Origin of the sequence: Achromobacter sp. Root170, assembly GCF_001428165.1 — a bacterium.
In the GTDB taxonomy this organism is placed as follows: Bacteria; Pseudomonadota; Gammaproteobacteria; order Burkholderiales; family Burkholderiaceae_B; genus Achromobacter; species Achromobacter mucicolens.
Window position 1 is genome coordinate 1 of record NZ_LMHN01000005.1, and the last position, 14,184, is coordinate 14,184.

The window sequence follows — 14,184 nt, forward strand, 5'->3', positions numbered from 1 at the left end:
CATGAGAAAGCTGGTGCATCTATGCTTCGGCGTGCTTAAAACTCGGACACCGTATCGGCCCGACTACGCCTGAACGCTTGACGGTCAAGACGGTATCTGCGCGCATCAAATCCGGCCCGCGTAAAAATCCAGGAAGCACGCAATGCGCCGCGATAGCTGCGTATTGCGGTGATACACCGCGTGCATCGGTTGCAGGTAATCGGTGTATTCGCTTTCCAGCACCTTCACCAGCCGCCCGGCCGCGATATCTTCGCGCACGACGAAGTCCGACAGGCAGGCGATGCCCACGCCGCGCAGGGCCAGTTGCCGCTGCGTTTCGCCGCTGGAGGTCGCCAGCGTCGGCGTCGCCTGAAAGCTCGACCCGCCCGCATGGCGCAGCGGCCAGAGGTTCAGGCTTTCCGGCTGGGTGAAGCCCAGCAATTCGTGGTCGGCCAGATCTTCCACCGTGCGCGGCGCGCCACGGCGGGCGATGTAGTCGGGACTGGCCATCATCCAGCGCGGCGACGGCCGTAGCGCGCGGGCATGCAGCGTGGAATCGGTCAGCGGCCCCATGCGCAGCGCGACATCGGTGCGATGCTCCATCAGGTCCACGATGCGGTCGTTGCTGGTCAATTCCAGCGATATCTCCGGATACGCGCGCCGGAACTCGGCGACATGCGGCACCACGCAATGCAGCATCACCGGCACCGACGCATCCACGCGCAATCGCCCGGCCGGCCGCTGGTGCACCATGCGCATGCACTCCTCGGCCTCTTCCAATGCGGCCACGATCTGGCGCGCCTTGGGCAGGAAATGCCGGCCTTCCTCGGTCAGCTCCATGCGGCGTGTGGTGCGGTTCAGCAGCGTGACGCCCAGGTCTTCTTCCAGCCGCTGCAGGCCGCGGCTCACACCGGATGCCGTCTGGCCCAGCATTTCGGCGGCGGCGCTAAGGGAGCCGGCGTCGACCACGCCAAGGAACAGGCGCAGGGCTTCGGAGCTCAGGGACATGGGTTTGGACTCCTTCTGGCTAACCCGCTAGTCGGTCTGCCGCGGCCTGCAGGCCATTCAGGATGGGAGTGGCCACGTGGTCCGGAAATGCGGGTGACAGTAAGTCGCGCACCACGCGCACGACTTCCGGCGTGCGTGAGACCAAGTCGTCGACCACCGCCTCCACGCCCCGGCCGTCAGGCGCCACCACACCGTGTTCCGCCCCCATCGCGAGCCAATGACGCCGCAGGATATCGCGCATGATCCAGTGGGGATTCCTGGTGCGCACTGCCATGGCCATGCGCGCCTTGAAGGGCGAAAGCTGATTGGCGCCGGTCCCGATAACGGGATAAGCAGACAGCACGTCGTACAGCGGCGTCAGTGCGTATGCGCCGCCCGGACGCATAAAAATGCTGAAGTTCTTTGCGTGGCCGTCCGTGGCGCGCAACATCCAGAACAAGACCTGCGACTGAAAAAACGTGCGCCGATCAAGATCGGGCTCGCGCGAAGTGGCCAGCAGCTTCATGATGGTGCGTACGCCCGGCCCGCCATCGGATTCGTACTTCAGATGCGGCGGCGTGGCCGTCGCCTGGCACATGTCTTCCTGCGGCCGCCGGATCAGCCAGCGCTTGCCGTCGTCGTTGCGCCACCACATGCGGTCGAAGCGCTCGACCGCAAGCACCTTCATATCCTCGAACATCAAAGGCCGGGTGCGGGCCACCGGCATTCCATAAGCGTGGAGAATCTCGGAACATAGCCACTCGTTCTCTACCGAGTCGCTCATGTCGAACTTCAAGTTTCCAACGAGGCCAAGCGGCATCTTGAAGATATGCGTGGTTGGCGTGGCGCCGTGAGGCCTGCACCAGCGGCCATCGAACCACAGCATGGCCGTCTTTTCCTGTGCGCCGGCGATCGAGATGCGAAATTCGTCATCGTCATCCACATTGCGACCCGCCCACGGCCCCGGCGTCAGGGTCGTGCGCAGCGCCTGGGCTACTTGCGCGTCGCTGAGGGCCGTGGCGTCAACCCGCGTCACATGCTCAGGCGCCTGGCCGTGGGGCATGACCTGCACCGCGCCGACGCAATCCCGGCCAATTTCAGCCAGCAACGAGAACGCATCGGTGGATCCCGTCTGAAATCGCCGCGCGACGCGCTCGCGCAAGTTCTGGCTGTCGGGCAGCAGATTTTCGAAGTAATTACGCACGGCTTCGCCGCGATGCGGCGGGTTGCCCGGCGTGAATGGAAGTGACAACGACAGTGGCCGGCCGCGTTCGGAGGCGATCCACGTCTCGTCATAGTGGAGCATCTCTCCGGTCTGGGGCTGGACGCTCCAGACGCCCACGAAATCCCCGTTCATCCAGAGATCGAGGGCGCGGTGGTGGGATCGTCGGCCCATGGTTACCAATCCGGTGCGGTCGATGACTCGGTCGCGGACGGCGCCGTGCGCTGCCGCAACACGACGTCCACGCCCAGGATGCCGAGAATTTCCAGCAACCGGTCGGCGCCGAGCTTGCCCGCATTGCGCTCGAACGCCGATAGCGTCTGCTGCGTCACGCCCAGACGTAGCGCCGCCGCAGCCTGGGTCATGCCGGCCTGCTTGCGGAATGCCCGCAGCAAAGCGGGGAGCTGGTCCGCCGTGTGGACGGTGAAGTCGGGCATGCCAAACTCGCGCAGATGAAGGTTTACAGATTCTAGGCTGTAAATTTCGAATACGCAATTCAAGCTGTATTTCCGAAAAACAGCTTCTAAACTGTTTATTCTAAATACAGCTTGGATATTGTATTTCAGACATTGCTGGGTGGCGTCTACTAATACGTGTCGTGCCTCACGGCACAAAAAAAAAGCGGCGCCCGAAGCGCCGCCTTTCTCAGCAACCGGCCATCAACCGATCACCGCTTGCCCTTGAGCTTGAGCTGCGACAGATCGCGCACCGCACCGCGATCGGCCGACGTGGCCAGCGCGGCGTAGGCCTGCAGTGCCTGCGACACCACGCGTTCGCGGCCCACCGGCTCCCAGCCGTCGGCGCGCGCGTCCATCGCGGCGCGGCGGCGGGCCAATTCGTCATCGGCGACCGCCAGGTGGATCTTGCGGTTGGGGATGTCGATCTCGATCGTGTCGCCTTCTTCGACCAGGCCGATGGTGCCGCCTTCGGCCGCTTCCGGCGAAGCGTGGCCGATCACCAGGCCGGACGAGCCGCCCGAGAAACGGCCGTCGGTAAAGAGCGCGCAGGTCTTGCCCAGGCCCTTGGACTTCAGGTAGGACGTGGGGTACAGCATTTCCTGCATGCCGGGGCCGCCCTTGGGGCCTTCGTAGCGGATCACCACCACGTCGCCCGCGACGACCTTGTCGCCCAGGATGCCTTCAACGGCGTCGTCCTGGCTTTCGAAGACGCGCGCGCGGCCCGTAAAGACCCATTGCGACTCGTCCACGCCGGCCGTCTTCACGATGCAACCCTTTTCCGCCAGGTTGCCGTACAGCACGGCCAGGCCGCCGTCCTTGGAATAGGCGCTTTCCTTGCTGCGGATGCAGCCCGTCTTGCGGTCGGTGTCCAGCGTCAGGAACGTGGCGTCCTGGCTGAAGGCGACCGTGGTCGGGATGCCGCCGGGCGCCGCGCGATAGAACTTTTTGGCTTCTTCGCTGGCGTTGCCGGCCACGTCCCATTGCTGGATGGCGTTGCCCAGCGTGCCGCTGTGCACGTTGCCGCAGGACAGGTCCAGCAGATCGGCGCGCGCCAGTTCACCCAGGATGCCCAGGATGCCGCCGGCGCGGTGCACGTCTTCGATGTGGTACTTGTCGGTGGCGGGCGCCGCCTTGCACAGGCACGGCACTTTGCGCGAGATGCGGTCGATGTCGGCCATGGTGAAGTCCACGCCGGCTTCCTGCGCCGCGGCCAGCAAGTGCAGCACGGTGTTGGTCGAACCGCCCATCGCCACGTCCAGCGCCATCGCGTTCTGGAACGCGCTCTTGGTGGCGACGTTGCGCGGCAGGACGGATTCGTCTTCTTCGACGTAGTAGCGGCGGCACAGGTCAACGACCAGACGGCCAGCCTGTTCGAACAGCCCCTTGCGCCAGGCGTGCGTGGCGACGATGGTGCCGTTGCCCGGCAGCGCCAGGCCGATGGCTTCGGTCAGGCAGTTCATCGAGTTCGCGGTGAACATGCCGGAACAGGAGCCGCAGGTCGGGCAGGCGCTGCGCTCGACTTCGGCGACTTCCGCGTCCGACACGTTGGGATCGGCGGCCTTGATCATGGCGTCGACCAGGTCGATCTTGGCGATGACCTTGCCGTCGGTGGGCGACTTGACCTTGCCCGCTTCCATCGGGCCGCCGGACACGAACACGACCGGGATGTTCAGGCGCATCGCGGCCATCAGCATCCCCGGGGTGATCTTGTCGCAGTTCGAGATGCAGACCATGGCGTCGGCGCAGTGCGCGTTGACCATGTATTCCACCGAGTCCGCGATGAGTTCGCGCGACGGCAGCGAATACAGCATGCCGCCGTGACCCATGGCGATGCCGTCGTCGACGGCGATGGTGTTGAATTCCTTGGCGACGCCGCCGGCGGCTTCGATTTCCTTGGCCACCAGCGCGCCCAGGTCGCGCAGGTGCACGTGGCCAGGGACGAACTGCGTGAACGAGTTCACCACGGCGATGATCGGCTTGCCGAAGTCGCCGTCCTTCATGCCGGTGGCGCGCCACAAGGCGCGGGCGCCGGCCATGTTGCGGCCGTGGGTCGAAGTGCGGGAGCGGTAGTGCGGCATGATCTGTCTCAGGCTGTAGCTGTTAGCGTGGGCGGCAAAACGGTAAATAATACGCTGGTTCCGCCCCCGGCCGCCCCGCGGCCGTGCTGAAACGGACACGCGGCCGTCAGGCGGACGCCACGCTGCGCGCCGCAAAGGCGCTGGGCGACTCCCCCAGCGCCTTGCGGAACATGGCCGCGAACGCGCTGGGGCTTTCGTACCCCAGGTCCAGCGCCACATCCAATACCCGATCGCCCCGCGCCAGCCGCTCCATCGCCGCCAGCAGCCGCGCCTGCTGGCGCCAGCGGCCGAACGTCATGCCCGTATGCCGCAGAAAAAGCCGATGCACCGTCTTGGGATCCACCCCCAACGCCCGCGCCCAGTCGGCCGCCCCGTCCTGACGTTCCGGATGCCGCACGATGGCCCGGCAGATGCGGGCAAGGCGCGGCTCCGACGGCTGCGGCAGATGCAGCGGCAGCGCGGGCTCCTGGCGCAATTCGTCCAGCAGCAGCATCATCAGCCGGCCGTCGCGCGTGTCCGGCGCCCAGTCCAGCGGCACCTGGGCGGCGGCGGCCATCAACTCGCGCAGCAAGGGCGACACCGACAACACGCAGCACTGCGCGGGCAGATGCGCCGCCGCGCCGGGTTCCACAAACACGGTGCGCATGCGCGGTTCGCCGCTCATGCGGATGCCGTGCGTCACCCACGCCGGCACCCACACGCCGCGCGTCGGCGGCACCACCCAGATACCCGCGTCCGTATCCACCACCATCACGCCCGATATCGCATAGACCAGCTGTCCGCGCCGGTGGCGATGGCGCTTGACTCGATGCCCGTCCGGGTAGTCCACGGCCAGCCCGGCCACCGGACGGCGCGACGATTCATAGGGATAGAGATCCAGTTCGGCCGGCGTGCGCGGCACGGAGGATGCCGTCATGGCGCATCCCCCCGCAGCGCCAGCAGCGCATCCTGCAGATGCCGCAGCCCGCGGCTGAGCGGCTTGTCGCGCCGCAGGACGATCGCCAGGTCGCGCGACAGGCGCGGCGTCAGCGAACGCACCTCCAGCGCCTCGCGCCGGCCCGCGCCCGACACCGCCAGCCGCGGCAGCACCGCGCAGCCCAGGCCCGCCCCCACAATCTCCTTCATCGCCTCCGTGCTGCCCAATTCCATGATCGGCTTGGCCGCCACGCCCGCCGCCCCGAACCAGTCGTCCACCAGCCGCCGCGTACGCGCGCCCGGCTCGAACAGCACCAGCGGCATCCGCGCCAGCGCCTGCGGCGTCACCGCCTCGGGAATGGCGGCCGCATCGCGCGCCGGAAAGATCGCCACGAACTCGTCCTCCATCAACGGCGTCGCCTGGAACATGCGGCCCGGCGCGGGCAGCGTGATCAGCACGATATCCAGCGTATTGGCCTCCAGCCCGCGCAGCATGTCCGCCGTGTTGCCAGTGCTGGCCACAACGTCCAGCGCCGGAAACCGCTGGCGCAGATCCGCCAGCACCGGCGGCAGCAGATAGGTGCACGCCGTCGCGCCCGTGCCCAGCCGGATCCGCCCCGACACCTGCGACGCATGCGCGCTCATTGCCTGCTCGGCCTGCGCAATCGCGCCGTCGATCACTCGGATGTGCGCCAGCAGCTCCCGCCCCGCCGCCGTCGGCCCCGCGCGCCGCCCCACGCGCTCGACCAGCTTCAGCCCGAAGCGCCGCTCCAACTGCCGGATCTGCAGGCTGACTGCCGGCTGCGTCACGCCCCCGCGCTCCGCGGCGGCGGAAAAACTACCCAATTCGATCACCTGCGCAAACGTGCGCAGGTGGTCCAGATTCAAGCCGCGCATGGCTCACACCAAAGTTTTACTTATGAAAATCATAATAGACCAAAGCTTTATTAATGAAAGCGCTTGGCCCACACTGACGTTTTCATTGCCCAACCGCGCGTCCATCTACGCGTCCACGCTTGCGGCTCCTTGCGCACCCGATCGCCCCCTAAATTTCCGGCCATTTCCATGTCGCCCCATTCGCCCACCGTCCTCATCCGCGACAGCGCGGAAGCCGATCTGCCCGCCATCAAGACCATCTATGCGCACCACGTGCAGCACGGCACCGCCTCGTTCGAGCTCGACCCGCCCTCCATCGCCGAAATGCGCCAGCGTCGCGCCGGCGTCCTGGAAAAGGAAATGCCCTACCTCGTCGCCGAGATCAACGGCGAAGTCGTCGGCTACGCCTACGTCACGCCCTACCGCCCGCGCCCCGCGTACCGGCACACCGTCGAGGACTCCGTCTACGTCAAGGCCGGCCGCGCCGGACTGGGCATCGGCGGCAAGCTGCTCGCCGCCCTGATCGAACGCTGCACCGCCGCCGGCTGGCGCCAGATGCTGGCCGTCGTGGGCGACAGCCGCAACGCCGCCTCGCTGGCCCTGCACGCCAGCCAGGGCTTTCACCCCGTCGGCACCCTGCGCTCCGTCGGCCACAAGCACGGCGAATGGCGTGACACCGTCCTCATGCAGCGCAGCCTGGGCGACGGCGACACCACGCCCCCGCAACGATCATGATCCGCCCCCGCGCCGTCATCTGCCTGGGGCTCACCCAGCTTGTCGGCTGGGGCGTCACCTTCTACCTCATCGGCGCCCTCGGCCCGGCCATGACCGCCGACCTGGGCTGGAATACCGCCACCATCTACGGCGGCTTCTCCGCCGCCATCGTCGTCATGGCCCTGGTCTCGCCCGCCGCCGGCGCCGCCGTGGACCGTTGGGGCGGCCACCGCGTCATGCCCGCCGGCGCCGTGCTGTCCGCGCTGGGCTGCGCCCTGCTCGCCATCACGCACTCCCACGCCCTCTACTTCGCGGCCTGGGCCACGCTGGGCGTCGGCATGCGGCTGTGCCTGTACGACGCCGCCTTCGCCGCCCTGGCCCGCGCCGCCGGCCCCGCCGCGCGCCGGCCCATGTCCCAGATCACCCTCTTCGGCGGCCTGGCATCCACCGTCATGTGGCCCGTCGGCCACTTTCTAGCCGAATGGCTGGGCTGGCGCGGCGCCGCCTGGTGCTACGCCGCACTGGCGCTCGCCACCGTCCCCCTCTACCTGGCCCTGCCCCGCCGCCGCTACACCGCCGCCACCCACACCGACCCCGGCAAGGCCGCCACCGCCCTGACCCGCACCGCCGCCGAACGCCGCCTGGCCGGCACCCTGTACGCCGTCATGGCGATGCTGACCAACTTCCTGGCCGCCGGCAACGCCGCCCACCTCTTCTCCCTGTTGACCGGCCTGGGCCTGGCCACCGCCGCCGCCGTCAGCGTCGCCGCCCTATGGGGCATCGGCCAATTCGCCGCGCGCCTCGGCGACGTCCTCGTCGGCGCGCGCCTGCATCCCCTGACCCTCAACCTGGCGGTCGGCCTCGCCCTCCCCCTGTGCTTCCTGCTCGCCCTCGTCCCCGGCGGCAACCTCTACACCACCGCCGCCTACACCCTGCTCTACGGCGCCTGCAACGGCCTCATGACCATCACCCGCGGCACCCTGCCGCTGGCGCTCTTCGACTTCCGAAGCTACGGCGCGCTGGTTGGAGCGTTGCTGATCCCCAGCTTTCTACTCACCGCCGCCGCACCGGTTGCGTATGCGTTCATCATCGACGCCCACGGCGCACGAGCAGCGATGGGCGCATCAGCGGCAATAGCCGCGATCATTGCGGCCGCGGCGGTCGTATTGAGATGGAAATTCATCGGGCGGGTGCGGGAAGACGAAAAGACAAAAGCCGTGGCTTGCGCTGCCGAACCGGCAGTGCGAGACACCGTGTGAGTGATGCGGGGAGCAAGGACGGTGTGACGACGGTGTCAGACACCCATGAAGCGGCGAGGAAAAGCGGACCGCCTTCTCTGTAGGGTGTCAGACACCAGGCAAGGTGCCTCGACAAAGATGGGGGGCGATACAGACACGCTCGGCCGCTGTCAGACACCCGCTGATGCGACAAAGCACAACCACGCGCGAAGCGTCATCACCAAACGCAAGACACCGCGTAAGCCCCGCCAGGCCGCCCGCGCGGCCGCTGCGGGGCGGGCAACGAAAGATGCTTCATACCCGAGCAACCGCAGGTAAAAACCTCAAGAACTCAATTCGTCCCAACGCCCGCCAAGCTGAATTCACCCGAGCCCGGCGTGTCGTCGGCCTGGGGTGCGCGGGGCGTGTAGATGCGCCCGAGGGAATCTGAAGGAAGCGCCGAAGGCGCTGACGAAGATGACGAAGGGGCAGTCCGGAGCGAAGGCTCCGGACCGCAATCGTAGCCCCGCGCGCCCCAGGCCGACGACGCGCCGGGCGTCTTAAGAACCAGCCCCAGGCCATTGCCGAGCTGACCAGCCGCTCACCCCTCAGCCGCCGAAGCCACCACCCATTTCTCCCACCCGATCTTCCTCAACTTGCAAGCCGGACACTCCCCGCACCCATACCCCCAATCATGCCGAGCCCCCCGCTCCCCCAGATAACACGTATGGCTTTCCTCGACGATCGTCTCCACCAACGCATCACCCCCCAGCGCATAAGCCAGCGCCCAGGTCTCAGATTTGTCGATCCACATCAGCGGCGTCTCGATCGTCACCCGTGACCCAAGTCCCAGCCCCAACGCCACCTGCTGCGCCTTGATCGTGTCGTCCCGGCAATCCGGATACCCCGAGAAATCCGTCTCGCACATCCCGCCCACCAGCACGTCCAGCTGACGCCGATACCCCAGCGCCGCCGCCAACGTCAGGAACAACAGATTGCGCCCCGGCACAAACGTATTCGGCAGTCCATTGGCCTGCATCTCGATCGCGCGGTCGCTCGTCATCGCCGTATCGCCCACCTGACCCAGCACCTTCAGGTCCAGCAGATGGTCCTCGCCCAACCGCGCCGCCCAGTCTGGAAAATTGGCCCGGATCTCGCGCAGCACATTCAGCCGCGCAGACAGTTCGATGTGATGACGCTGCCCGTAATCGAACGCCACCGTCTCCACATGCGCATAGCGGTCAAGCGCCCAGGCGAGGCAAGTGGTGGAATCCTGGCCGCCCGAAAACAGCACGAGCGCGCGACGTTGATGATTTTGCATAAAGGGGGCTTCTGGAATAACGAAGGGATACCTCGCACTTTAACCGAGCAAACCGCCTTCCCCGTAAGGAACGCTGCGTAAAATCGACCCATCATTTTCAAGGTTTGCCTGCAACGCCCGCTTCGACTTTTCCTCTTCCAACAGCCGTCAGACGGATCCCCGCACGATGAATGCCAAGCGCACGCAGTCCGATTCCGCAGAACCCTTGCGTCACGATATCCGGCTGTTAGGCCGGCTGTTAGGAGAAGTCATCGAAGAATGCGAAGGCAAGCGTGTCTTCGACACCATCGAAACCTTGCGCCGCACCGCCGTCAAATTCCGCCGCGAAGGCGACGACGCCGACAGCAAACTGCTCGAACAACGCGTCAAGCGCCTGCAAGGCAGCGACCCCAACTCCGTCGCACGCGCCTTCAGCTACTTTCTGCATCTGGCCAACATCGCCGAAGACCGCGACCAGAACCGCCGCCAGCGCGCCCGCGCCCTCACCGACGGCACGCCTGCGCGCGGCAGCCTGCGCGAAGCCATCCAGGTGCTTGGCGGCCAGGGCGTCGGCGTGGCGCGCATCCGCCGACTGCTGGCCGAAGCCTGCGTCATGCCCGTCCTCACCGCGCACCCCACTGAAGTGCAGCGCAAAAGCACGCTCGACGTCCACCGCGAAATCGCCAGCGCGCTTGCGCAGCGCGACGCCCAGCTCACGCCCGACGAACTGGCCGAACTCGACACCGCATTGCTCGGCCGCGTCGCCACCCTGTGGCAGACCCGCATGCTGCGCTACACGCGCCTGACCGTCGCCGACGAAATCGAAAACGCGCTCTCGTACTACCGCAGCACCTTTTTGCAGGTCATCCCGCGCCTGTACGGCGACCTCTCCAAACTGCTCAACCGCGAGTCCGCCAAGCCCTTCGCCGCGCCGCCCCCACCGCTCGAACCCTTCCTGCGCATGGGCAGCTGGATCGGCGGCGACCGCGACGGCAATCCCAACGTCGACGCCGCCACGCTCGAACGCGCCCTGCTGCGCCAGGCCACCGTCCTCTTCGAACACTACCTGCAGGAAGTCCACGCGCTGGGCGCCGAACTGTCCATCACCACCCTGCTCATTGCCGCAGACCCCGAACTGCTCGCGCTCGCCGAGCGCAGCGGCGACGACTCCCCGCACCGCCGCGACGAACCCTACCGGCGCGCCCTCGTCGGCGTCTACGCCCGGCTGGCCGCCACCGCGCTGCGCCTGACCGGCCAGAACCTTGCCCGCCGCAGCACTGTCGCCGCCCCCGCCTACGACGCGCCTCAGGAATTCGCCGCCGACCTCGCCGTCATCGCCGCATCCCTCGCCGCGCACCACGGCGCGCCCCTCGCCAAACTGCGCCTCTCCGGCCTGCAGCAGGCCCTCGAAGTCTTCGGCTTTCACCTGGCCACCGTCGACCTGCGCCAAAGCTCCGACGTCCACGAAGGCGCGCTTGCCGAACTCTTCTCGCGCGCCGGCGTCACGCACAACGGCAAGCCCCTCGACTACCTGGTCCTGTCCGAAGACGAGCGCGTCGAACTCCTGCGCGCCGAACTCGCCCAGGCGCGCCCGCTCGCGTCGCCCTGGATCGCCTACTCCGAAGACACCACCCGCGAGCTCGCCGTCCTGCGCGCCGCCGCCGCCGGCCGCGCGCGCTACGGAAAACAGGCCGTGCGCCAGACCATCGTCTCGCACACCGAAACCCTCAGCGACCTGCTCGAAGTCATGGTCCTGCAGAAAGAGGCCGGCCTCATCGCGCCCGCCGGACAGGACATCCTTCCCGAAGACGGCCTCATGGTCGTGCCACTCTTTGAAACCATCCCCGACCTGCAACGCGGCGCCGACATCATGGCCGCCTGGCTCGACCTGCCCGAAATCCGCCAACGCGTGAAGCGCGCGCAAAACGGCGCGCAGGAAGTCATGCTGGGCTACTCCGACAGCAACAAGGACGGCGGCTTCCTGACCTCCAACTGGTCGCTCTACCAGGCCGAACGCGCGCTGGTCGATGTCTTCTCCAGCCGCAACGTCCGCCTGCGCCTCTTTCACGGCCGCGGCGGCTCCGTCGGCCGCGGCGGCGGTTCCAGCTTCGACGCCATCCTTGCCCAGCCTCCTGGCACCGTCGCCGGCCAGATCCGCCTCACCGAACAAGGCGAAGTCATCCAAAGCAAGTACAAGGACGCCGAAGTCGGCCGCTGGCACCTTGAACTCCTCGTCGCCGCCACCCTCGAATCCAGCCTCGCCCCGCGCGCCGAAGCCACCAGCGCCGAAGACGCCCACATGGCCCACCACGGCCCCGCCATGTCCTTCATGTCCGACACCGCGCAACGCACTTACCGCGGCCTCGTCTACGACACCCCCGGCTTCGCCGAATACTTCTTCGCCGCCACGCCCATCAGCGAAATCGCCGGCCTGAACATCGGCTCGCGTCCCGCCTCCCGCAAAAAGGGCCAACGCATCGAAGACCTGCGCGCCATCCCCTGGGGCTTTTCCTGGGCCCAATGCCGCCTCATGCTCACCGGCTGGTACGGCATGGGTTCGGCCATCGAGGCCTACCTCGAAACCGGCTCCCCCGACGCCCCCCGCTCCCGCCGCGGCCGCCTCGCCCAACTACGCGAAATGGCCCGCGACTGGCCCGCCTTCCGCACCCTGCTCTCCAACATGGAAATGGTGCTGGCCAAATCCGACCTGGCCATCGCCGCCCGCTACGCCCAACTCGTCCCCCAGCGCGCCCTGCGCGAACGCATCTTCGGCGCCATCAGCGCCGAACACGGCCGCACGCTCGCCATGCTCAAACTGCTGACCCAACGCGAACTGCTCGCCGACAACCCCACGCTGCAAATCCTGCTGCGCGAACGCTTCGCGTATATCGACCCGCTGAACTATCTGCAGATCGACCTCATCCGCCGGCATCGCGCGGCGCAGAAAAAGCCCGCCGCAGAGGTCGACAAGCGCGTGCAGCGCGCGATCCATCTGACGATCAACGGAATCGCGGCGGGGTTGCGGAATTCGGGGTAGGTGTCGCCACCCATGAGCTCGGTAAATGCCACATTGCAGGTCGCGTGCGGCGCCGCCATGATCGCCACGGAAACGGCGGGCAACGGCATGCCTGTCGTCTTCCTGCACGCCAACATCTGCGACAGGCGCATGTGGCGCGCGCAGTTGGAGGCGAGCGGGCCGAACTACCAAGCCATCGCGTATGACCGACGGGGCTTCGGGGAAACACGGGCGGAACCGCAGGACCACTCCGCCGTCGCGGACCTGATCGCCGTCATCGACGCCACGGTTGGTTCTACACCCGTGATCCTGGCCGGCTGCTCCCAGGGCGCCAACATCGCGCTGAATGCAACCTTGATGCACCCCGCCCGAGTGGGCGGCCTGATGCTGATTTCGCCCACCGTGAACGGCGCCCCGGCGCCCGTCTATTCGCCAGAGATCCTGGAACAGGTCGGGCGTCAGAGACAGGCGGAGGCAGCCGCAGATCGTGACCGGATCAACGAGATCAAGGCGGAGCTTTTTTTGGACGGGCCGCTGGCCGATCCCGGGCGCGTTACCGGCGAAACACGACGCTTGTTTTTGGAAATGAACGCGATTGCGCTGGCGGCGACGCCAATCGGAACCAATCGCGACGATATCGAGGCGTTCGCCCGACTGGGAATGATCGATATTCCTGCGTCGGTCATATGGGGGGAGTTGGACTTTCCTCATATTCAGGAACGCGCCCACAAGGTGTCGCGGCTGCTGCCGAATGCGCAGGGTCACGCGCTGGAAGGTGTGGCCCATCTTGCTGGGCTTGAGCAGCCTGACGAGGTGACCGCACTGATTAAGGATCTGGTCAAACGCTGCGCTTAAGGCAGGGGTGCAATTTGAATTGTCTAACCGGCATCGCGTTGCGGCCGGTGTCAGACACCCGGCAACACGATCCGCCGATTCAAACGACTGTGCGTAAGGGTGTCAGACACCTAAGAGCATCTGCATTTAGGCCGCCGTCAGATACCAAGAAGTCCGCGCGACCGCGAAGCGTCATCACGCCAACGCAAGACACCGCGTAAGCCCTGCCAGGCCGCCCGCGCGGCCGCGGCGGGGCGGGCACCGCAAGACGCTTCAAACCCACTCGACGCCGGCAAGAACCTAAAGAACCCAATCCGCCCCAGAGGCCGCCAAGCTGAATTCACCCGAGCCCGGCGTGGCGGCGGCCTGGGGTGCGCGGGGCGTGTAGATGCGCCCGAGGGAAACCGAAGGGAGCCGAAGGCGTACGAGGTTGACGAAGGGGCCGTCCGGAGCGAAGGCTCCGGACCGCAATCGTAGCCCCGCGCGCCCCAGGCCGACGACGCGCCGGGCGCCAAAAGAACCCTGCCTCGGTCTCCTTGAAAACCATCATAGGCCTGCACACAAAAATCCAAACACTCCCCCATCCGC

11 protein-coding genes are annotated in these 14,184 nt (G+C 66.8%); 4 read left to right on the forward strand and 7 right to left on the reverse strand.

Annotation, left to right across the window (positions count from 1 at the left end; genetic code table 11):
• Positions 1 to 105: 105 nt before the first annotated feature.
• The 6 genes from ASD87_RS08260 to ASD87_RS08285 all read right to left on the reverse strand — a co-directional run bounded on the left by ASD87_RS08260 (position 106) and on the right by ASD87_RS08285 (position 6,536).
• A complete protein-coding gene (locus ASD87_RS08260) occupies positions 106 to 987 on the reverse strand; it encodes a LysR family transcriptional regulator (RefSeq protein WP_056319786.1) in 882 nt (293 codons plus the stop codon).
• Between the two features lie 19 nt (positions 988 to 1,006).
• A complete protein-coding gene (locus tag ASD87_RS08265) occupies positions 1,007 to 2,362 on the reverse strand; it encodes a type II toxin-antitoxin system HipA family toxin (protein ID WP_056319790.1) in 1,356 nt (451 codons plus the stop codon).
• Positions 2,363 to 2,364: 2 nt separating this feature from the next.
• The gene (locus tag ASD87_RS08270; protein WP_056320006.1) at positions 2,365 to 2,625 is read right to left on the reverse strand and encodes a helix-turn-helix transcriptional regulator; all 261 of its coding nucleotides are present in this window, start codon (positions 2,623 to 2,625) and stop codon (positions 2,365 to 2,367) included.
• Between the two features lie 230 nt (positions 2,626 to 2,855).
• The gene (gene ilvD, locus ASD87_RS08275) at positions 2,856 to 4,724 is read right to left on the reverse strand and encodes a dihydroxy-acid dehydratase (RefSeq protein WP_056319793.1); all 1,869 of its coding nucleotides are present in this window, start codon (positions 4,722 to 4,724) and stop codon (positions 2,856 to 2,858) included.
• A gap of 106 nt (positions 4,725 to 4,830) precedes the next feature.
• Positions 4,831 to 5,640 carry a helix-turn-helix domain-containing protein gene (locus tag ASD87_RS08280; protein ID WP_056319794.1) on the reverse strand — a complete coding sequence of 270 codons (810 nt, stop codon included), beginning with the start codon at positions 5,638 to 5,640 and terminating at the stop codon, positions 4,831 to 4,833.
• Entirely contained in the window at positions 5,637 to 6,536 is a 900-nt protein-coding gene (locus tag ASD87_RS08285) for a LysR family transcriptional regulator (RefSeq protein WP_056319797.1), read from the reverse strand. Before ASD87_RS08285 ends, ASD87_RS08280 begins: the two co-directional genes overlap by 4 nt.
• Positions 6,537 to 6,704: 168 nt before the next feature.
• On the opposite strand from ASD87_RS08285, the gene ASD87_RS08290 reads away from it, so the two are divergent.
• Positions 6,705 to 7,250: a GNAT family N-acetyltransferase gene (locus tag ASD87_RS08290; protein ID WP_056319799.1), complete on the forward strand. Its 546-nt coding sequence runs from the start codon at positions 6,705 to 6,707 to the stop codon at positions 7,248 to 7,250.
• Complete coding sequence (locus ASD87_RS08295; RefSeq protein WP_056319801.1) at positions 7,247 to 8,488, forward strand: MFS transporter; 1,242 nt, start codon at positions 7,247 to 7,249, stop codon at positions 8,486 to 8,488. The genes ASD87_RS08290 and ASD87_RS08295 overlap by 4 nt, the downstream gene beginning before the upstream one ends.
• A 559-nt stretch (positions 8,489 to 9,047) precedes the next feature.
• Here ASD87_RS08295 and queC read toward each other — a convergent pair.
• Positions 9,048 to 9,767, reverse strand: coding sequence for a 7-cyano-7-deazaguanine synthase QueC (gene queC, locus ASD87_RS08300; RefSeq protein WP_056319804.1), 720 nt, complete (start codon positions 9,765 to 9,767; stop codon positions 9,048 to 9,050).
• A 166-nt stretch (positions 9,768 to 9,933) separates the two neighbouring features.
• On the opposite strand from queC, the gene ppc reads away from it, so the two are divergent.
• Together ppc and ASD87_RS08310 are read left to right on the forward strand one after the other, a co-directional pair.
• Positions 9,934 to 12,783 (forward strand): phosphoenolpyruvate carboxylase, encoded by a 2,850-nt coding sequence (ppc, locus tag ASD87_RS08305; RefSeq protein ID WP_056319806.1) that lies wholly within the window; start codon positions 9,934 to 9,936, stop codon positions 12,781 to 12,783.
• Between the two features lie 12 nt (positions 12,784 to 12,795).
• Positions 12,796 to 13,617 (forward strand): alpha/beta fold hydrolase, encoded by an 822-nt coding sequence (locus ASD87_RS08310; RefSeq protein ID WP_056319810.1) that lies wholly within the window; start codon positions 12,796 to 12,798, stop codon positions 13,615 to 13,617.
• Positions 13,618 to 14,184 lie beyond the last annotated feature (567 nt).